The sequence below is a fragment of the Oxalobacter paraformigenes genome (assembly GCF_000158475.2).
In the GTDB taxonomy this organism is placed as follows: domain Bacteria; phylum Pseudomonadota; class Gammaproteobacteria; order Burkholderiales; family Burkholderiaceae_D; genus Oxalobacter; species Oxalobacter paraformigenes.
Map to the genome: position 1 here is coordinate 1,720,005 of NZ_KI392031.1, position 20,057 is coordinate 1,740,061.

Sequence of the window (20,057 nt, forward strand, 5' to 3'; positions counted from 1 at the left end):
GTTGACTCCTTACTTATCACGTTATGTCGTCCGTTCACAGATGAACGATCCTACTGTTTTGCCCTGATTTCGTTTTCCATGCGGGCTATCAGTTCGTCTGCACTCATCGCTCCCAGATCAACCCCGCCACGAGCGCGAACGGCGACAGTATTTCCATTTTTTTCCTTATCCCCGACAACCAGCAGATAAGGCACTTTATTGACAGAATGATCGCGTATTTTATAGGTAATCTTTTCGTTTCGCAAATCGGCTTCAACCCTCAAACCCGCTTTTTTCATTGTTTCGACAACACTTTTCGCATATTCGGCCTGAGCGTCCGAAATGTTCAAAACAACGGCTTGAACCGGAGCCAGCCATAGGGGCATCGCGCCGGCATGGTTTTCAATCAGGATCCCGATGAACCGTTCCAGCGAGCCCAGAATAGCCCGATGGATCATGACCGGTATCTTGCGTGTGTTGTCTTCGGCAACATATTCGGCGCCCAGCCGCATCGGCATCGAAAAATCGACCTGAATAGTGCCGCATTGCCACATCCGGCCAATTGCGTCTCTTAAGGTGTATTCGATTTTCGGTCCGTAAAAAGCGCCGTCTCCCGGCGACAGTTCAAATTCACAGCCGGAACGTTTCAGGGATTCGATCAAGGCATTTTCAGCCTTGTCCCACGCCTCATCCGATCCGACGCGTTTTTCGGGACGCGTTGCGACCTTGTAAATAATATCGGTGAATCCGAAATCCTTGTAGACTTTTTTCAACAGATCGGTAAATGCCACGCATTCATCCAGAATCTGGTCTTCCGTACAGAAAATATGGCCGTCGTCCTGCGTAAAACCGCGCACCCGCATCATCCCATGCAGCGAACCGGAGGGTTCGTTACGGTGACACTGGCCGAATTCGCCATAACGCAAAGGCAATTCGCGATAGGAATGCAGATTGGAACGATAAATCTGCACATGACCCGGACAATTCATCGGCTTGATCGCATAGACGCGATTTTCCGATTCTGTCGTGAACATGTTTTCCTTGTAGTTGTCCCAATGCCCTGATTTTTCCCACAAGGAACGATCCAGAATCTGGGGGCCTTTCACCTCCTGATATCCGTTATCCCGATAGACTTTGCGCATGTACTGCTCAACCTGCTGCCAAATCGTCCAGCCTTTGGGATGCCAGAAAATCAGGCCCGGCGCCTCGTCCTGAAAATGGAACAAATCGAGTGAGCGGCCCAGCCGCCGGTGGTCGCGTTTTTCGGCTTCTTCAAGCATATGAAGGTATGCGTCCTGATCCTCTTTTTTCGCCCAGGCCGTACCGTAAATACGCTGGAGCATTTCGTTTTTCGAATCGCCCCGCCAGTACGCGCCGGCAACCCGCATCAGCTTGAAAACTTTCAGCTTCCCGTTTGCCGGAACGTGCGGCCCGCGACACAAATCGGTAAAACCGCCACTGGTATAAAGAGACACATCCTCATTTTGCGGAATGGATTCGATAATTTCCGCCTTGTAATCTTCCCCGATGGATTTGAAATAGGCGACAGCCTCATCCCGCGGCAACACTTTTCTCGTTACCGTTTCATTTTTACGCGCCAGCTCGGTCATTTTCTTTTCTATCGCCTGCAAATCTTCCGGCGTAAACGGACGCTTGTAGGAAAAATCGTAGTAAAAACCGTTTTCGATAACCGGCCCGATCGTGACCTGCGCCTCAGGGAAAAGCTGCTTGACCGCATAAGCCAGCAGATGGGCAGTCGAATGGCGCAAAATATCGACCCCTTCAACGTCCCGATCGGTAACAATGGAAAGATCGACATCATGATCGATCAAATAGGATGTATCGACCAGTCTGTCATCCACTTTACCTGCCAAAGCGGCCTTTGCCAAACCGCTGCCGATGGAGGCAGCTACTTGCGAAACGGTTACCGGCTCGCCGAATTCACGCTTCGAGCCATCGGGAAGACGAACTGAAATCATTTTGATCTCCAAAACCAACACAAAAAGACGGCACTTGACCGTCAATCAGCAATACAACAAAAAAACGCGGGCCGGCCGCGTTTCCTGACACTTCATAATTATACAGATAAAACCTGACTGTATCTGCAACTGAACTGTCGAAATTTTACTCACTTTAGCACGGAAGGTGACATGCTCAAAACGAAAATCCGGAAACAGGCGCTTGCCGCTTAAGACAACTCCCGCTTCTTTACCTGGCCACGTCTTCATGAGCTGGCAAACCAACCTGTTTTGAAAAGATGTCTTTTTTTAGCACGAAATCTCCCCACTACGCTCTTTTTCGAAATATGAACGATCCAAAAGATTTAGAATAAGGAAACAGAAAAACAGAAAGGTGGGGTGAACCCAAAAGAAATGGTAGGCACGATTGGACTCGAACCAACGACCCCTACCATGTCAAGGTAGTGCTCTAACCAGCTGAGCTACGCGCCTAAAGATATAATTATAGCTTTAAAACATTTAAATTCGCCAGCCATTTAAAAATCGCTGTAGCGGAAAGACAACACAAGCAAGCTTGGGTATTATAAAAAGGGTAATTAAAAGTGTCTAAAAAATTTAAACGTCATGTTTAAATATTCTTGCCAAGACAATACCCGTTATTTACGAGACAAGTATGAAATCGAGATTTCTTCCTGCGGCAGTTTGCAGCGCATTTCTGATTCTTTCAGGAGTCGTCTCTGCCCAGACAACCTTGACGGCAGCGGTCGATTACACCTTGAGAAACAATCCGGATGTGGCCATCGATATCCGGCAACGCCGTGCTATCGATGAAGCGCTGTTGGGTGCCTACAGCGGTTACCTGCCGAAAGTCGATATCGGCTGGGGCGTCGGCAAGGAAAAGGCCAGAAACAGTAATACCGGCTACCGCTGGAGCGACGACCTGACCCGTCAGGAAAAATCCGTTACCTTGCAACAAATGCTTTTCGACAGTTTCGCGACAGCCAATGAAGTCGCCCGCAATCGCGCCCGCATGCAATCGGCAGCTTACAAGGTTTCAGGCTCTTCCGAGCAGATTGCCCTGAAAGTGGTTGAAGCCTATTTAAACGTGCTCCGTCTTCGCGAAAATGTCCGGTTGACGCAGGAAAATCTGCAAAACCATCAAAAAACCTACGACCAGATTTCATTGAGAGCTACAAGCGGCATCGGCAGGCGTTCCGACGTCGATCAGGCGGAAGCCCGTCTGGCTCTGGCCAAATCGAATCTGATAGCAGCAGAAGCCAATCTGCGGGATGCGGAAATTGCTTACCAGCGCTATACCGGCATACTTCCGGACGATCTTGTCCAGCCAGACGGCCCATCTGACGAAATCATGCCCCAAAGTCTTGAAAACGCCATTGAAAAAGCACGTGACAATAACCCCCTTTTAAAGCAGGCCAAAGCGGATATCGACGCAGCGAATGCCCAATATGACGCAGCAAAATCGGCGTTTGGCCCCCGATTCGATATTCAGGCAGGTCTGAACTATATTGACAACTCTGGCGGCGTCGAAGGAGAAAACGATTCCAGATATGCCATGCTTCGCATGAACTGGAATCTTCTTCGGGGCGGCGCCGATTATGCCCGGCTGGGGGAAACCAAACAGCTCTCGTACCAGGCCATAGAAATCATGAAGCGGACTTTGATGCAACTTGACGAAAGCACCAGTCTGTCGTGGAACACCTATGTTTCCGCCCATGAACGTCTTCCAAATCTGCAACAGCATGCCGAATCAAGCTTGGCAACCCGCGACGCCTATACGAAACAGTTTGCCATCGGCCAGCGCACCCTGATTGACTTGCTCGATACGGAAAACGAATATTACACATCAACTGTCGAATATGTGAACGGTCAATATATGGAACTGTTTGCGCGCTACAGATTGATGGCCGATACGGGAAATCTGCTGGCTTCACTGGACGTCAAACCGCTTGTCGAGAGCGATCCCTCGCAACGGGTCGAACACAGCAATCCCTGGTCCAAAAGCGATTACAAAAAAACCGGGACACCACAATCCGTCGTTCAGGAAGAACCTGCCCAGCCCGAGCTGGAAATAGAGCCAGATGAAAAGACGACGGCTGCCGAACCGCTAGAGGCAACCTCCTCTCTTGAAAAAGAACCCGTCCTTGAACCGCAGCCCGATCTCATTCCTCAAAAAGCGGAATAACAAACCTTCCGGCTTGCCAATGTCCAATACCCGGCAAACTTTTACGGTTTGCCGGTATGTTTTTACGCACGAAATCCATTTATGCGATAATCGAAAAACCGTTTCCGAAAAATTGTCTTATGCTTTTCTTATCCATGAAATACAAGCGGACATTTCCTTTTTTCGGACGCCTTCTTTTTGTTATCTTCCTGGCAACTATGTTGCCGGTTTTTCTTCGCGCAGCCGATGTACTGCCGCCCTTGACCGCCGCTTACCTAAACAGTGCCGCGACAAAATACGGCATCAGCGCAAAAAAACGGCTTAAAGAGTGGGAAAACCTTTTAAAGAACGCTCAAAACAGGCCGGAAACAGAAAAACTTCAGATCGTTAACGATTTTTTCAATCGCATTCGTTATGTGTCTGACCAGGAACACTGGGGAGTGACCGATTACTGGGCAACGCCAGCTGAAATGCTGGCCAGTAACGGAGGCGATTGCGAAGACTACGCTATCGCCAAATACTTCACTCTGGTCGCCCTGAATGTCGATCCTGACAAACTGAAAATCACCTATGTCAAGGCACGCGTCAACAATAAAACAATTGCGCATATGGTTCTGACCTATTACGCCCGCCCCAACTCGATACCGCTTGTCCTGGACAGTTTGAACCGTCAAATCAAACCGGCCAGCCAACGGCCGGATTTGACGCCGGTCTATGCCTTCAACGGTGACGGCCTCTGGATCATCAAATCGCGCAATCTGGGACGTGTTGGCGGGTCAAGCAAAATCCGGTTCTGGCGTGAAATGCAAAACAGGATGGGGAAAGAATTTTGAAAATGGATAACTGCAGGTGCAAGGAAAAACAATTGCCGATAAAAAAACAAAGAATTAAACAGTTTGTTTTTTATTGTTAAAATGCCATGAACCGGAGACGACCGTTATGACTTTACGGCGACAACTTACTTTTATTATTGCAACGCTTTTTGTATTGCTTTTCATCGGAACATTTGCCATCAATGTCCACAATACACGCGCGTATCTGAATGACCAGTTAAACAGTATTTCGCAGGATATGGCAACGTCACTGGGTCTCACGCTGTCGCCATACATGGCGGAAAACGATATGGTGGTGATTGAAAGCCATGTCAACGCACTGTACGACAGCGGTTATTATCGTGAAATCGTCATTTCCGACATCGACGGAAAACCTCTCATCGAACGGATCAGCAGCCATCCTGTCGAAAAAGTGCCGAACTGGTTCATCAATATGTTTCCCTTGCAAACCCCTCAGGGCGAAAGCCTGATCATGAGTGGCTGGACCCAGGCCGGTTCCGTCAAAGTAAGCGCTCATCCCGAATTCGCTTACATTCGCTTATGGTCAACCTGTGTCCAGTCTTTTTATCTTTTCCTGATCGGGTTCGCCGTGCTGTTCGGGCTGGTCATGATCGTTTTGCATTATGTGCTGCGCCCGCTTAAAGCGGTCCAGAAACAGGCGGAAGCCATTTCCAACAAGGAATACGTCATTCAGGCACAAATTCCCTGGACGCGCGAACTGCGGGATGTGGTAACGGCCATGAATCTCATGTCTTCCAAAATAAAGGAACTCTTTAACCAACAGGAAGAAACGCTGGAACGCATCCGTAACGAAGCCTATACCGACACAACAACCGGACTGCCGAATCGTACCTACTTCACGATGAGATTGCAGCAAATGATCGAATCGGGATCGAGATTCGAACTGGGCGCCTTGTTTTTTATCGAAATCAGCCATCTTGCCGAAATCAACAAGAAATCAGGTCACATGGCCGGGGACACCCTGTTGAAAAGTGTTGCCCAACTGATCCGCCAACAGGTCACCCGGTTTTCTGTAAACGAAGTTTTGACCGCGCGATTATCCGGAACCACTTTCGCGGTTGCGATCAGCGGGATGACCGAGAAACAGGCAGAGGCCTTTGCACTTGCCTTCGCCAGAGAAATGGCCAGCCTGCACGGAAAAGGCCTGACTCCGTTTAGCGAAGTCGGTCACATCGGATTCGCCTTCCACTGGAACCAGTCGCTTTCGGAACTGTTGTCCGAAGCGGATATGGCATTAAGAGCCGCCCAGATAAAAGGGCCCAATACCACGCATTATCATCAGAACCATCTCATCAGTGAATTCGACACGCTGACGGCAACCCAATGGATCGCGCTTTTAAACCGTGTTATCGAGGAAAAAAGATTTACCCTGCTTGTCCAGGCCGTCATGAACCCGGACGACCCTCCTTCAGTCAAACATCATGAGGTTTTGCTGCGTATCGCCAATGACGAAAACAAACTGATACCGGCCAGTCTTTTCATACCGATGATTCATCATTACGGCCTTACAAAGGCACTGGATAAAATGATCGTCGCAACTGTCCTCGATCTGCTCGACCGGCCGGAAAACAAAATGAAAAAGATAGCTGTCAATTTAATGCCGGCGTCTGTTTCCGATCCGGAGTTCGTAAACTGGCTCTCGTCGGAACTGGCGCGAAAACCCGCTCTTGCAAAACGGATCCTGTTCGAACTTGACGACTACGGCATCGCACAGAATCTGCATGCCGCACAAACCTTCCAGCAAGCCGTTTCATCTTCAGGCGCCGGCATCGGCATCGACCATTTTGGCCGCAACGTCACGACGCTGAGTTCCATTGGCAAACTGACACCGGTTTATCTGAAAATCGACGGCAGTTTTATCCGGCTGATCGACAAAAACAGGGACAATCAACGCTTTGTGGAAATACTCGTCAACATGGCCCACGCCCAGGATATCTGCGTGATTGCGGAATCCATTGAAAATGAAAAAGAAATGGAACTGGTCAAAAACCTGCATGTGGACGGCTTGCAGGGTTACGCTTTGCACCGTCCTGAAATCTGGATGAGCAATATTCCCGAAGACAGGAACAATTCGTGAAAAAGCTGCGCAAATCGTTAAAAACAAAGGAACTGTTTGGCACATTTCCAACGATTCTTTCAGGAAACGTCTTCTCTCACTTCTTTTCTCCCATCCGCCAAGACAAATATCCCGTTTAAGCTTAAAATAATACTGCTTAAACAAAACGTTTCAACAGGAAAACGTGCTGCGATCAATCGACAAAAACGGTAGGGCTTTCCCGATCCAGGTTGCGTTCTTTTGTGCAAACCCTTTAAACAACCTGCCGGAGATAAAAAACGATGCCCTATGTACAGCGAAACCAGCAGGGAGAAATTGTTGCGCTTACTGCTGAACCCGTCCGGCCAGACGATCAGCAACTCAGCCTCGACAGCCCTGAAGTCCTGCAATTCCTGGCCGGAGGCAGTTCCGTTTCTGATAGAAACAAACAATATTTCGAACTGCTGGCACAGGATCTGCAACAAATCCGGATTCTGGAAGACCTTATCGACCTGTTGACCGCAAAAGGCGTCATTCTTTTTTCCGAACTTCCGCCGGCAGCGCAGCAAAAGATTCTGAACAAAAAAAATACCCGCGAACAACTCGATCAGTCGAACGATATCATCGTACAGGACGACGCGCTTTTGTAACCGGCCGGTTATTCAATTACCTAAAGAAACACATTCCGTTTCCACTTCATCGGAACAGTCCAAATGACAGATACCAATCCCCCTCCAGAATGGAAAATACCTCTTGACGCGTTGATGTCGGACGATCCGTTACTGCGCTGTCTGGTCATCATGACCCGGCTTTACCAGCGCCCCTTTTCGGCGCAAACCTTGACAGCCGGACTTCCGCTTGAAAACGGCCATCTGACGCCCGAACTTTTTCTTCGGGCGGCCCACCGTGCAGGACTGACCGGAAGGGTTACCAAACGGAACCTGCTGGATATTTCCACCATGACATTTCCCGTTGTCCTGCTTTTGAAAAACGGAAACGCCTGTGTTGCCACCACCAGAAACGAAGCCAACGTCTGGACCGTTATCCAGCCCGAATCGGATGGCGGTGCAGTCCAGATCTCAACCGAGGAACTTTCAAAGTTTTACAACGGTTTCGTTATTTTCTGCCGGCCTTCCTTCCACTTTGATTCCCGCGCTCATGAACACATCATTCCCGAAAGCCGGCACTGGTTCTGGAGTGTTTTCAGACAATCCTGGCCCCTTTATTCGGAAGTATTGATTGCCTCGTTTCTGATCAATGTCTTCGCGCTGGTCACCCCGCTTTTCACCATGAATGTATACGACCGGGTCGTTCCGAATCAGGCATACGAAACCTTGTGGGTACTCGGTATCGGCATTTTCATCGTGTACGTTTTCGATCTGATCATGAAAACGCTCAGGGCCTATTTTCTTGATGTCGCCGGCAAACGGGTCGATATTATTTTATCATCGGCGATCTTCGAAAAGATTTTGGGGCTGAAAGCGGCCGTCCGGCCAAGATCGGTAGGCAGTCTTGCCAACAATCTGCAGGAATTCGAAATGTTCCGGGATTTCATCACGTCGGCAACCATCACCACCCTGATCGATCTGCCTTTTACCGTTCTGTTTTTGCTGATCATCCTTTGGATCGGCGGTCCACTCGTTCTGGTGCCTCTGGCAGCCATTCCCGTGATTATTCTGGTGGCTCTCACCCTTCAACGTCCGCTGCAAAGCGTCATTCAAAAGAGTTTCCGGGTCGGTTCGCAAAAACACGCCACGCTGATTGAAACCTTGACCGGAATCGATACGATCAAGGCTGCCGACGCTGAAGGCGTTGCGCAACGAAAGTGGGAAAGAATCATCGGCGAACAAAGTGACCTGAGCCTGAAGTCAAAACTCTTGACAACGGCCATTGTGAACCAGTCCGGACTGTTCCAGCAACTGGCTTATGTCGGGGTCGTTATCGTAGGCGTCTATCTGATTTCCAGCCACATACTGACAATGGGCGGTCTGATTGCCTGTTCCATGCTAACCGGTCGCATTACGGCCCCGCTCGCACAGGTCGCCAGCCTGATTACACGTTACTATCAGGCCCGTGCGGCGGTGCAGGGGGTCGATGACATCATGAAACTGCCTGTCGAACGCATTCCGGGCAAAAATTACATTCATCGTCCGCGCCTGCGCGGCGATATCGAATTCAGAAGCGTCACCTTCGCTTATCCCGGCCAAACCATTCCCGCCTTAAACAATGTCTCGTTCCGTATCCGGCAAGGTGAACGGGTCGGAATCATCGGCCGGATCGGATCGGGCAAATCGACTCTGGAAAAACTGATACTGGGTACTTACGAGCCGAACGAAGGTTCCGTCTGGATCGACGGAGTCGATCTTCAACAGATCGATCCGGCCGATCTGCGACGTAACATCGGCTACATCCCACAGGATGTCATGCTCTTTTTCGGTTCGGTAAAGGACAATATCGTCCTCGGTGCCCCTTACGTGGATGACGCCATGGTACTGCGGGCAGCCGAAATTGCCGGTGTGTCTGAATTCGTCAATCGTCACCCGCAGGGTTTCGACATGCCGATCGGCGAACGGGGAGAAGGCTTGTCGGGTGGGCAGCGGCAGTCGGTAGCCAATGCCAGAGCGCTGTTGCTGAACCCTCCGATTTACATTTTCGACGAACCAAGCAATTCTCTCGACAACCGCTCGGAAGAAAATTTCAAGAAACGACTCGCGGCGCAACTCGGCAATCACACCCTGCTTCTGGTCACGCATCGCGCTTCCCTGCTGGCGCTCGTGGATCGCCTGATTGTCATGGACAACGGCCAGATCATCGCCGACGGCCCCAAAGAACAAGTGATGCAAGCATTGTCTGGAGGAAAGTTGCATGTCGCAAAAAACTGAAGACGCCAAGAGCACAAATAGCTCGGCAAAACGGCTTGACCGTTTCAAAAACTGGATTCTTCCTCCGAATGATCCCAATGTTCCTTCGCGTGAAGACATTCCCTTCATGCCAACCCGGTTGAGCGCTTTTTTCCTTAACCCGCCCCGGGCCAGTTTTCTGATTATCCGTTTTACGCTGATCCTGTTCGTGCTGGCTTTCATATGGGCCTGTTTTTCCCGGCTTGACGAAATCACGACAGCGGACGGCAAAGTCATTCCTTCCAGTAATGTTCAAATCATCCAGAACCTGGAAGGCGGTATCGTCTCGGAAATTCCTATCAAAATCGGCGAACTCGTCCACAAGGATCAGATCGTCATGAAACTGGATGAAACCCGCTTCGCTTCTTCTGCGGAAGAAACCAAAGCCAGTATTAGTGTCTTGCAGGAACAGGTCGCTCAAAGGGAACAGGAACTGGTCGAAAAACGTTCGCGTCTTGCACAGCTCCAGCAAAGTTACGGCTATATCAACAAGGAACTGCAAATGTCCAAACCCCTGCTTAAACAGGGGGTCGTCTCGGAAGTGGAAATTTTGCGCCTGCAGCGTCAGGTATCCGATCTTCGGGGGGAAATGGACGCGACACGCCTTGCCATTCCACGGCTGCAGTCACAGTTGAACGAGGCGAAAAGCAAGCTTGAAGGGGCAACGGCGACCGAAACGGCAGCGAAAGACCGTCTCGACAGAACGACTATCCGTTCACCCGTTGAAGGGATTATCAAAACAATCGCCATCAACACCGTTGGCGGCGTTATCCAGCCTGGCATGAACGTGATGGAAATCGTACCGGTCGAGGACAATCTGCTTATCGAGGGCCGCGTCAAACCCAGCGATGTCGGTTTTCTCAAAGCCGGACAACCTGCCACGGTTAAAATTTCGGCTTATGATTTTTCGATTTATGGCGGACTTGAAGCCGAGGTCGAAAATATTTCAGCCGATTCTATTACGAACGACCGTGGTGAAAGTTTTTATCTAGTCCGGGTCAGAACCAAGAAAAATTACCTTGGCTCTGACGACAGACCTCTTCCCATCATTCCAGGCATGATGGCGACAGCCAGCATCAAAACCGGCAGCAAGAGTATCATGAATTATCTCCTGAAGCCCATTTTCAAGGCAAAAACGGAAGCGTTGCGGGAGAGATAGTTTTGATGGAAACGGCGCTAAAAAGCGCCGTTTCCATCTTATTCCCGCGGCAAACACCTCCGGTATTATCTGTTTCCGGACAGATAAACGACCAGCTGCAACCGATCCCGTATCTGCAATTTGTCGAATATTGACGTCAAATGGGCTTTGACTGTTCTTTCTGAAATATCCAGTTTCCGCGCAATGTTTTTGTTGTTTTCGCCTGTCGCGACCAGTCGCGCGATTTCGTGTTCCCGCCTTGTCAGACTGTTCAGGCGCTCTGCCCATCCCGCGGCGACAGGTTCGCGATCCGGATAAGGCGAAACAGGAGAGCGGCTGGAAAGTCCTTTCAACCTTTCCATCAGGGCCGGAATACCGGCAGACGATAACCAGACTCCTTTTTTTGAAACCACATCGAGGATTTTCCGGCATTCCGATTCAGGCATAAGCGGCGAACAGCACGCCACCGCGCCGGCTGCCAGAGCCGCCAGTTCCGATTCGGGTGTGAAAGAGACCCCAGCCAGTATCAGCCGGGACGGCTTCCGGGCGGCGGTAACAGCCTTCAATACGCCCTTATTCCGCGCCTCCGGAAGCGTCATGTCCAGTATGACCACTTCCGCCGGTTTCTCGTTCAGGAAACGATCCAGTTCAGCAATACTTCCCACCACATCGACCCATGACGAATTCGCGATAATCCTGTTCCATCGGGTTTCAAATTTTTCATCCGCCGTTGCAATCACATACATGAAGTTCAATCCCGACAATATTCAAGACGAATCAGGGTGACCGTTTAAGCTAAACGGGACGTTTAAGCGCCTGTTTTTATATTACAAGATAATCAATTTCCCCACTTGAAATATCGTCAAAGCCGTCACTTTTGCCTCTGAAAAAACCACAGAACGTCTCATCTTGCGCATTCGTAATCGTTTCCAGCAAAATCCGGTTATAGTGTTATTCTGAATAACAGCTATTTTTAGTCCTGAACGTGTTTCAGTTCCCCCATTGATTTTTCGTTTCCTGTTTGCCATGAATTCAACCAATCTCGCCAATGCAGCGGTTTTCCAGAAGCTTGCCAGCCATTCCAAAGAAGCCGGAAAATGGTCGCTGAAAGATCTGTTTCAAAACGACCCGGGCCGTTTTCCTGCGATGACCCTGACAGCCGGAGGATTGTTTCTGGATTTCTCGAAGAATCTTATTACACAGGAAACGCTCGCACTTCTTTTCGAACTTTGCCGGGAGTGCCGGCTGGAGGAAATACGGGATGACATGTTCAGGGGTGACAAAATCAATACCACCGAACACCGTGCGGTTTTACATACGGCTTTAAGAGCGCCACGATACGAAAAAGTACTGGTCGATGGGAAAAATGTCATTCCCGAAATTCATGCCGTCCTCGACAAAATGCATCGTTTCTCCGAAAAAGTCCATTCCGGAGAATGGAAAGGCTATACCGGAAAACCCATTACCGACATTGTCAATATCGGGATCGGTGGTTCCGATCTGGGACCTCGTATGGTTTGTCAGGCACTGCGTGCCTTCCACGTAAAAGACATAAGAGTCCATTTCGTCGCCAATGTCGATGGGCATGATCTGGATGCCGTTCTGAAAAATGTGGCGCCTGAAACGACGCTCTTTATTGTGGCATCCAAAACGTTTACCACATTGGAAACCATGCTGAACGCCCATTCCGCACGCAGCTGGTTTCTGAATTACGGTACCGTCAGGGATTTGCAAAAACACTTTATCGCCATTTCAACCAATACGGAGGCCGTTGAAAAATTCGGGATTCATCCCGATAATCTTTTTCCCTTCTGGGACTGGGTCGGAGGCCGCTATTCCGTCTGGTCTGCCATCGGGTTACCTGTTGTACTGGCTGTCGGTTTCAATCACTTCACTGAATTTCTTGCCGGCGCACACGCTATGGATGTGCATTTCAGGAATGCCCCACTGGCATCGAATATGCCAGTGCTTCTTGGTCTGGTCGGAATCTGGAACCGGAACTTTCTGGGATACTCTTCCGTTTCCATTGCCCCTTATCTGCAGGATCTTGTCAGTTTTCCCAATTATCTGCAGCAACTTGAAATGGAGAGTAACGGCAAACAGGTGCAGAAAAACGGGCGACACGTCGAATACAACAGCTGTCCGGTTATCTGGGGAAATGTCGGTACCAACGGCCAACACGCTTATTTTCAATTGCTCCATCAGGGAACGGAAATCATTCCTGCCGATTTCATAACGGCACTCTCTCCGCATCATACTCTTCCGAAACATCATTCCGCCCTGCTTGCCAATTGTTTCGCGCAATCGGAGGCATTGATGCTCGGCAAAACCGCCGATCAGGTCAGGGCCGACCTCGAAGCGGCAGGAATGAGTGCGGAGGAAATGAAAATCCAGATTGCCCAACGAACTTTCCCGGGCAACCGTCCCAGCAATACGATCCTGATGAACGTTCTGCGTCCTGAAACGCTGGGTGCACTAACGGCACTTTATGAACACAAAACTTTTGTTCAGGGCGTTATCTGGAACGTCAACAGCTTTGATCAATGGGGCGTCGAACTGGGCAAAATCCTCGCCAAAAGTATTCAAAACGAACTCGAAAGTTCGGAGCAGGGGTCTCACGACAGCTCAACCAGCGGCCTGATCGCTCTGGCAAAAGCTGCCCGGAAATAGTCCATCTGCGCTCCACAATAAATAACGCGGCGTCCCTCCGTGTTGTTTCTTTTGCTGTTTTCGGTCATGACGATCCGGTTTTGACAAGGCGACTCTTCAGGTTCCGGGTACAACCACAGACGGCAAAGCACGATTTTCCGCTCCAGCGCCATCCGGATTCCGGAGTTGCGGCGGAGACCAGATACCTTTGAGCGCTTCTTCTCTGGGTTGATACAATTGAAGCAATACGAAAAACGGCCCGGATGGGACAGACAGCCAGTTGGTTCTTTTCAAGGATTCCGGTATTTCCTGCTGGAGAGGGATAGAAAGACTTCCATCTTCGTTCAATTGAAGTATTTGTGAAGCCGAGTTGAGGATATAAGCGCTGTTCGGTTTGAGCGACGGTTTCTTGCCTGATGAATAAACCGTAAGCGTCCAGAAAGCGTCTACCGGAGGCAACCGGTCCTTTTCAAACCGTAATTCGTATCGGTTCCTGCCGACAAGTTTCTTTCGGCCTGCTTCCGTTTCATACACAATCGCCAGCATTTCTTCCGACGACCGGCCGAAAGGGTATCTGTCAGCCATATAAGCCCGATAGGGATAATTTTCTTCCGTTTTTTCTTCTGTCTTGTAAACGGGATTCAGTTTTCCACTATCGGCTCGGGCCAGCGCTTCGAGTTCAGTTTGCCCTGCCGCCATTCCGTCAATCAACGCTTTCTTCCGTGTTTCAGACAGGCTTGCGTAATCGAAGGGCTTTCCGGGTTCAATCCCAATCCGGGCAAAGCGTTTCATAAGATCACTCTCTTCTTGCGGGATGGAACAGAACTGCAGCATAAAGTTCAGATAGGCAAAATATTCGGGCGTTTTGGCTTTTTCCGGCGAGAACGCCGGATAAGAAACAACCGTCATCTTCTCCTGCCCTGTCGTACCCGTATACCGGCTGAGCGGCACAATGCTGAATCGGCTCATCAGTTTTTCCACATTTTTCAAATCGCCGCTACTTTCGATCCGGATACGGAACACCCCCAGCACGTAAGATGAGCGCGATTTGATAAACCTGTCAATGCCAGAAGGTTTCTGACCTTTCCAGCTGGATGAGGCAATCAGGTAACGGCCGCCCCGGTTCCCGTCTCTCCGGTTACTGATATAGTCGAACGTATTGGAAAAAAGATCGACAAACTGAATGGAAAAGTAGCGCCCTGCCAGAGTTCCGGGAACCCGCAAAACACAGGGTTCGTTTTTCAGGTCGAACCATACACTCCCGTATGCCATTCCGGATTGCGCCCCGCCGGAACGGATTGTCTGAACGGGCTCCATATCCGGTAAAGGTTCCTCATCCATGTTGCCGACAGTTTCCGCCTTGTAAACGGTAACGGGATCGTAAATGGAACGCCATGCCAGTTCATTGAAAGGTTTCAAGAAACGGCGCCCGTCCCTGTCGATCGCGCGGATATACATATCTCCGTAAAGGCCGATCATCGGATACCCGTAAATATAAGCTTCTTTGGCTATCTGGGTAATTTCCTCTTCGCCAGGCTGCCTTTCCTGATGACAGGATGTCGTCAACAGTATCACCATTAAACCGAGGAAAAAGTGCCTGAATTTCATACGTTCAAACTATTTGAAACATATATTCAAAAATTTAATGGCGCCCTTGTCAGGGAGAGTGATCCTACTGCATATGACGATAAATTTCCCTTGTTAATCAGATATATCAATAAAAATATCTTCCGGTTTCGCTTATACTGGCTTCTGACACCATTAATCGGCCCCTTCTGTTGAAAGATGCCGGCAGCAACCCAAGCCGATATACTGCTCTTTTTGCATAGCCGCCATATTGATCTTTTTGGAACTGGCCGTTTGCGTATTGAAAAACAGCATTCAATGCGCATCGCCAGGTGATACTTTGACTGCCCAACCCCTTTTGAAAGTAGAGATATGAACCAACTGGAACAACTGAAACAGTACACGACCGTTGTAGCCGATACGGGAGACTTCCAATCCATACGCCGCTACTCGCCGCAAGATTCGACGACTAATCCTTCTCTCATTTTGAGAGCGGTCCAGAAAGACGCGTATCACGCCCTTCTCGAAAAAACGGTACGTGACAACCGGGACAAATCAACGGCAGCCATTATGGATCGCCTGCTGGTTGCATTCGGTGTGGAAATTCTGAAAATCGTTCCGGGACGCGTTTCCACCGAAACAGACGCCCGTCTTTCTTTCGATACGGAGGGCAGCATCGAAAAAGGACGCGAACTGATCGCCCTTTATAACGAAGCGGGTATTCCTAACGAGCGTGTTCTCATCAAGATCGCTTCGACATGGGAAGGAGTACGGGCTGCCGAAGTCCTTCAGAAAGAAGGGATTCGCTGCAATATGACTCTGATGTTTTCCCTGCCGCAGGCCGTTGCGTGCGCTGAGGCGAATGTCCAGCTGATTTCGCCTTTTGTCGGCAGGATATACGACTGGTACAAGAAACAGACTGGCCAGGAATACACAGGCGAAAGCGATCCCGGCGTGCAATCCGTCAAAAAGATCTACAACTATTACCGCAAATTCGGTTATCCGACTGAAGTGATGGGAGCCAGCTTCCGCAATACCTCGCAAATCGTCGAACTGGCCGGTTGCGATCTGCTGACGATCAGTCCGGAACTTCTACAGAAACTGTCAGATTCGGACGCTCCTGTCACGCGCAAACTGAGTCCGGAGCAGGCGAAACAGGATTCTGTTGAAAGAGTCTCTTACGATGAAAAAACTTTCCGCCTTGCATTAAATGACGATGCCATGGCAACAGAAAAACTGTCGGAAGGTATCCGTCTGTTTTGTGCAGATACGGTAAAATTGGAAAAAATGATTGACGAACTTCGCTAGTTCTACAGACCGGCCGTTTTGCTTGTCCCTGAATGGTGTTTTCTTCTGAGTGGAGAAAACACCATTCCTGGTTTTGGAAACCTGTTTTCTGATTAATACTTGTTCTCATTCCTTGTCCCCGAAATAGCAGACTTTTTATTGATTGTTTGATCATGACGTCCCTTCAACGGAATCATCCCCGGAACACACAAAAGAAAAACCTTGCAGGGCTAAGCGAAAAACAGGCACAGGAAAGATTGCATCTGGAAGGCCCGAATGAACTGGCCTCTGCAAAACCCCAGTCTGTTCTCGCCATCGCATGGGGCGTGGTATCTGAGCCCATGTTTCTGTTGCTGATCTCGTGCGGCTTCATTTACCTTATCATCGGCAATACTGAAGATGCCCTCATTCTTCTGGGATCGGTCTGCATTATTGTGGCCATGAGCTTTTTACAGGAAAGAAAAAGCGAACGGACACTGGAAACCCTGCGCGATCTGACGAGTCCACGCGCGCTGGTTCTCCGGGACAACGTTCAGATCCGGATTGCCGGCAAGAATATCGTTCGCGACGATATCGTCTTCCTTTCCGAAGGCGACCGCGTTCCGGCGGATGCTGTACTGCTTGATGCTCAAAACCTCTCTGTTGACGAATCGCTTTTGACCGGGGAAGCGGTTCCGGTCAGGAAACAGATTGCCGGAGAAAATGACAGATTTCGCGACAGCAAGCCGGGCGGTGACGATCTGCCTTTTCTTTTTTCCGGCACTTTGGTAGTTCAGGGCAAAGGGATCGCAAAAGTAACGGCCACAGGAGAAAAAACCGAACTCGGCAAAATCGGCAAGGCGCTTTCTTTACAGGAAGAGGGAAACAGCCGGGTTCAGGCCGAAACGCGCCATGCCGTCAAAGTCGTTGCAACGGCCAGTGCAGCTCTGGTTGGCCTTCTGGTCGTATGGTACGGCATTACCCGACATGACTGGCTGCACGGCATTCTGGCCGGCCTGACACTGGCCATGAGTATTATGCCAGCCGAATTTCCTCTTGTTCTGACCATATTTCTCGGGCTTGGCGCATGGCGCATGGCGCAAAAAAAAGTTCTGACCCGGCGGATACCGGCCATTGAAATGCTGGGAGCGGCAACCGTACTTTGTGTAGACAAAACGGGCACACTCACTGAAAACCGTATGGTACTGTCAAAGATCGCGGCCGGCGGCAATACCTATTCTTTCGACAGCCCCGCTTCACTCGATCATGACAATTTTCCCGAAGTGTTTCATGAAACACTGGAATTTGCCATGCTTTCCAGCCAGCGCGATCCTTTCGATCCCATGGAAACCGCTATCCAGCAAACCGGACGGCAGGTGCTGGCCGGAACGGAACACATCCACGACAGCTGGAGTCTGGTTGAGGAATATCCCTTGTCACGCGAACTGCTGGCCATATCCCGCGTCTGGCGTTCCCCGGATTTGAGCCAATACGTCATTGCGGCAAAAGGCGCTCCCGAAGCGATTGTAGATCTGTGTCACCTTGATGAAGACGCAACAAACGCGATTTCTGCGCAGGTGAATGTTCTGGCGGAACAGGGCCTGAGAGTGCTGGCCGTTGCGAAAGCGTCTTTTCAGCAAGGCGAATTGCCATCACAGCAACACGATTTCAATTTTGAATTTCTGGGCATTGTCGGTCTGGCCGATCCTTTGCGCCCGACAGTCCACACTGCGGTAAAAGAATGTCTCAACGCCGGAATCCGGGTCATCATGATTACCGGAGACTATCCGGCGACAGCCAGAAAAATTGCTGAAGAGGCCGGACTGGACGCCGCTGGCGCCACCCTGACAGGTCAGGAAATGGAAACGTTAAGCCACAACGAATTGAAAAAAAGAGTCAAAACAGGAAATATCTTCTGTCGCGCAACGCCTGAGCAAAAATTGCAGCTTGTCAAGGTCCTGAAAGAAAATGGCGAAATCGTGGCAATGACCGGTGATGGGGTCAACGATGCGCCTGCCCTGAAATCGGCGCATATCGGTATTGCCATGGGCGAAAGAGGCACCGATGTCGCCCGTGAATCGGCCTCTCTCGTTCTTTTGAATGATGACTTTTCGTCAATTGTATCTGCAGTCCGGCTGGGAAGGCGCATTTTCGACAATATTCGCAAAGCTGTCGTTTTTATTGTTGCCGCCCATATTCCCATCGCCGGCCTGTCCCTGATACCCGTTATGCTGGGCTGGCCACTGATGCTCCTGCCGATACACATTGTTTTTTTTGAATTGATGGTGGATCCGGTTTGCTCGGTCGCGTTTGAAAATGAACCGGAAGAAACCGATGTGATGACCCGACCGCCCCGACCGACAAACGCCCGGATTTTCGACAGATCCATTTTATGGCTGGGAGTCAGGCAGGGATTGGCTCTTCTGGCCTGGGTTGTTTTCGTTTACTGGTTTGCCCAGAAAAACGGTTTCGATTCCGAACAGGCCCGAACATTGACCTTCACTGCCATGATTACAGGTGACATATGGCTTATTCTGATCAATCGCTCCTGGAGCCGTTCCTTTCAGAATTCGTTCAAACAGAAAAACCCTATCCTCTGGTCTGTACTGGCCGTTACCGTACTCGTCCTGCTTGCCGGAATATTCATACCGTCTGTACAGGCGCTTTTCCATTTCGGAACAGTTCACTGGGAATACACTCTGATCTCGATAGGTGCAACAGTATGTTTTACGGGACTTTTGTCTTCGATCCGTTTTTTCCGGCGAAAAAGCTGAAATCGCTTCGCTATTGCTTCAGATGAGGGCTGGTTTTTATCAACTCGAAAATGGCATTGTTCACCTTTCGCGCATTTTCGATCAGATCAAAACTGTCGGGCATAAACAGCCAATCGGCCAGCAATCCCTTGAATACAAAGCTGAGCAGATTACTGGCCAGCACGATATCGAGGTCTGGCGGCAACTGTTTTTTCTTTTGGGCATTAACGAGGATCGTCTGAATGAGGTTTTTGGAATAGGTATTCCATTCTTTTTGCTGAATAACGATCTGGTCTGTGTCTTTCGTGAATTCACACTTGTGAAAAAGAATATTCAGAACTTTCCGGTAATGGGAATTGCCGATGACTTCACGCATAATGGACTCATGCGTTTTGCTCAATTGATCAATAGGATCTTCCGTGTCTTTATCGGCCGTTTTCCTGACCATTTCCTTTAAAGGCTCCCGAACCCGGGAACACATTGCCTCAAACAAATCGTCCTTGTTTTTGAAATGCCAGTAAATAGCGCCACGCGTCACGCCGGCAGCCTCTGCAATCTCGTTTAGCGTTGTACTCGAATAGCCCCGATTGTTGAAAACATCTTCAGCCGCATCGAGAATACGATCGCGAGTGTCCTGAGTCTTCTTCTTGCTGACACGCTCCATCAAGTCTCCCAATTTACAATATGTAACAAATTATTAAGTCTGTTGCAGGAAAATAGTTTCTGACCGATAATTCACAAAAAAGACAACATACATTCATGATTGTATGTTAAATT

Annotated in this window: 13 protein-coding genes and 1 tRNA gene; 9 read left to right on the forward strand and 5 right to left on the reverse strand. The window is 49.7% G+C overall.

From position 1 onward, the window contains the following. Positions 1-50: 50 nt before the first annotated feature. Positions 51-1,958: a threonine--tRNA ligase gene (thrS, locus tag OFAG_RS12310; protein WP_020995356.1), complete on the reverse strand. Its 1,908-nt coding sequence runs from the start codon at positions 1,956-1,958 to the stop codon at positions 51-53. 394 nt (positions 1,959-2,352) lie between these two features. Next, positions 2,353-2,429 (reverse strand) — tRNA-Val (locus OFAG_RS12320). Between the two features lie 181 nt (positions 2,430-2,610). Here OFAG_RS12320 and OFAG_RS12325 point away from each other — a divergent pair. The 6 genes from OFAG_RS12325 to OFAG_RS12350 all read left to right on the forward strand — a co-directional run bounded on the left by OFAG_RS12325 (position 2,611) and on the right by OFAG_RS12350 (position 11,067). Then, positions 2,611-4,140: a TolC family outer membrane protein gene (locus OFAG_RS12325; RefSeq protein ID WP_020995357.1), complete on the forward strand. Its 1,530-nt coding sequence runs from the start codon at positions 2,611-2,613 to the stop codon at positions 4,138-4,140. A gap of 197 nt (positions 4,141-4,337) precedes the next feature. Beyond that, a complete protein-coding gene (locus OFAG_RS12330) occupies positions 4,338-4,952 on the forward strand; it encodes a transglutaminase-like cysteine peptidase (RefSeq protein WP_231371703.1) in 615 nt (204 codons plus the stop codon). A gap of 106 nt (positions 4,953-5,058) precedes the next feature. Next, on the forward strand, positions 5,059-7,050 hold the full coding sequence (locus tag OFAG_RS12335) for a bifunctional diguanylate cyclase/phosphodiesterase (RefSeq protein WP_005875619.1): 1,992 nt from the start codon (positions 5,059-5,061) through the stop codon (positions 7,048-7,050). 260 nt (positions 7,051-7,310) lie between these two features. Continuing rightward, on the forward strand, positions 7,311-7,658 hold the full coding sequence (locus tag OFAG_RS12340) for a hypothetical protein (RefSeq protein ID WP_005875617.1): 348 nt from the start codon (positions 7,311-7,313) through the stop codon (positions 7,656-7,658). Positions 7,659-7,721: 63 nt separating this feature from the next. Then, entirely contained in the window at positions 7,722-9,890 is a 2,169-nt protein-coding gene (locus OFAG_RS12345; protein ID WP_005875616.1) for a type I secretion system permease/ATPase, read from the forward strand. Further along, positions 9,874-11,067, forward strand: a complete 1,194-nt coding sequence (locus OFAG_RS12350) for an HlyD family type I secretion periplasmic adaptor subunit (protein ID WP_005875613.1) — start codon at positions 9,874-9,876, stop codon at positions 11,065-11,067. Before OFAG_RS12345 ends, OFAG_RS12350 begins: the two co-directional genes overlap by 17 nt. A gap of 65 nt (positions 11,068-11,132) precedes the next feature. Here the strand turns inward: OFAG_RS12350 and OFAG_RS12355 are convergent, their stop codons facing one another. Continuing rightward, positions 11,133-11,792 (reverse strand): response regulator transcription factor, encoded by a 660-nt coding sequence (locus OFAG_RS12355; protein WP_005875611.1) that lies wholly within the window; start codon positions 11,790-11,792, stop codon positions 11,133-11,135. 280 nt (positions 11,793-12,072) lie between these two features. Here OFAG_RS12355 and pgi point away from each other — a divergent pair, with 280 nt between their 5' ends. Further along, positions 12,073-13,716, forward strand: coding sequence for a glucose-6-phosphate isomerase (pgi, locus tag OFAG_RS12360; RefSeq protein WP_005875609.1), 1,644 nt, complete (start codon positions 12,073-12,075; stop codon positions 13,714-13,716). Positions 13,717-13,812: 96 nt separating this feature from the next. Here the strand turns inward: pgi and OFAG_RS12365 are convergent, their stop codons facing one another. After that, positions 13,813-15,261, reverse strand: coding sequence for a DUF1254 domain-containing protein (locus tag OFAG_RS12365; protein ID WP_005875607.1), 1,449 nt, complete (start codon positions 15,259-15,261; stop codon positions 13,813-13,815). A gap of 372 nt (positions 15,262-15,633) precedes the next feature. Here OFAG_RS12365 and tal point away from each other — a divergent pair, with 372 nt between their 5' ends. Together tal and OFAG_RS12375 are read left to right on the forward strand one after the other, a co-directional pair. Next, the gene (gene tal / locus OFAG_RS12370; RefSeq protein ID WP_005875605.1) at positions 15,634-16,569 is read left to right on the forward strand and encodes a transaldolase; all 936 of its coding nucleotides are present in this window, start codon (positions 15,634-15,636) and stop codon (positions 16,567-16,569) included. 152 nt (positions 16,570-16,721) lie between these two features. Continuing rightward, entirely contained in the window at positions 16,722-19,301 is a 2,580-nt protein-coding gene (locus tag OFAG_RS12375) for a cation-translocating P-type ATPase (protein ID WP_020995361.1), read from the forward strand. A gap of 10 nt (positions 19,302-19,311) precedes the next feature. On the opposite strand, the gene OFAG_RS12380 is transcribed toward OFAG_RS12375, so the two are convergent. Next, positions 19,312-19,944, reverse strand: a complete 633-nt coding sequence (locus tag OFAG_RS12380; protein ID WP_005875601.1) for a TetR family transcriptional regulator — start codon at positions 19,942-19,944, stop codon at positions 19,312-19,314. Between the last annotated feature and the right edge of the window lie 113 nt (positions 19,945-20,057).

Coding starts and splice junctions, on each gene's coding strand:
- thrS (WP_020995356.1), bottom strand. CDS start 1,958: ATGATTTCAGTTCGTCTTCCCGATGGCTCGAAGCGTGAATTCGGCGAG.
- tal (WP_005875605.1), top strand. CDS start 15,634: ATGAACCAACTGGAACAACTGAAACAGTACACGACCGTTGTAGCCGAT.
- pgi (WP_005875609.1), top strand. CDS start 12,073: ATGAATTCAACCAATCTCGCCAATGCAGCGGTTTTCCAGAAGCTTGCC.
- OFAG_RS12335 (WP_005875619.1), top strand. CDS start 5,059: ATGACTTTACGGCGACAACTTACTTTTATTATTGCAACGCTTTTTGTA.
- OFAG_RS12340 (WP_005875617.1), top strand. CDS start 7,311: ATGCCCTATGTACAGCGAAACCAGCAGGGAGAAATTGTTGCGCTTACT.
- OFAG_RS12380 (WP_005875601.1), bottom strand. CDS start 19,944: ATGGAGCGTGTCAGCAAGAAGAAGACTCAGGACACTCGCGATCGTATT.
- OFAG_RS12345 (WP_005875616.1), top strand. CDS start 7,722: ATGACAGATACCAATCCCCCTCCAGAATGGAAAATACCTCTTGACGCG.
- OFAG_RS12375 (WP_020995361.1), top strand. CDS start 16,722: ATGACGTCCCTTCAACGGAATCATCCCCGGAACACACAAAAGAAAAAC.
- OFAG_RS12325 (WP_020995357.1), top strand. CDS start 2,611: ATGAAATCGAGATTTCTTCCTGCGGCAGTTTGCAGCGCATTTCTGATT.
- OFAG_RS12350 (WP_005875613.1), top strand. CDS start 9,874: ATGTCGCAAAAAACTGAAGACGCCAAGAGCACAAATAGCTCGGCAAAA.
- OFAG_RS12355 (WP_005875611.1), bottom strand. CDS start 11,792: ATGTATGTGATTGCAACGGCGGATGAAAAATTTGAAACCCGATGGAAC.
- OFAG_RS12330 (WP_231371703.1), top strand. CDS start 4,338: ATGTTGCCGGTTTTTCTTCGCGCAGCCGATGTACTGCCGCCCTTGACC.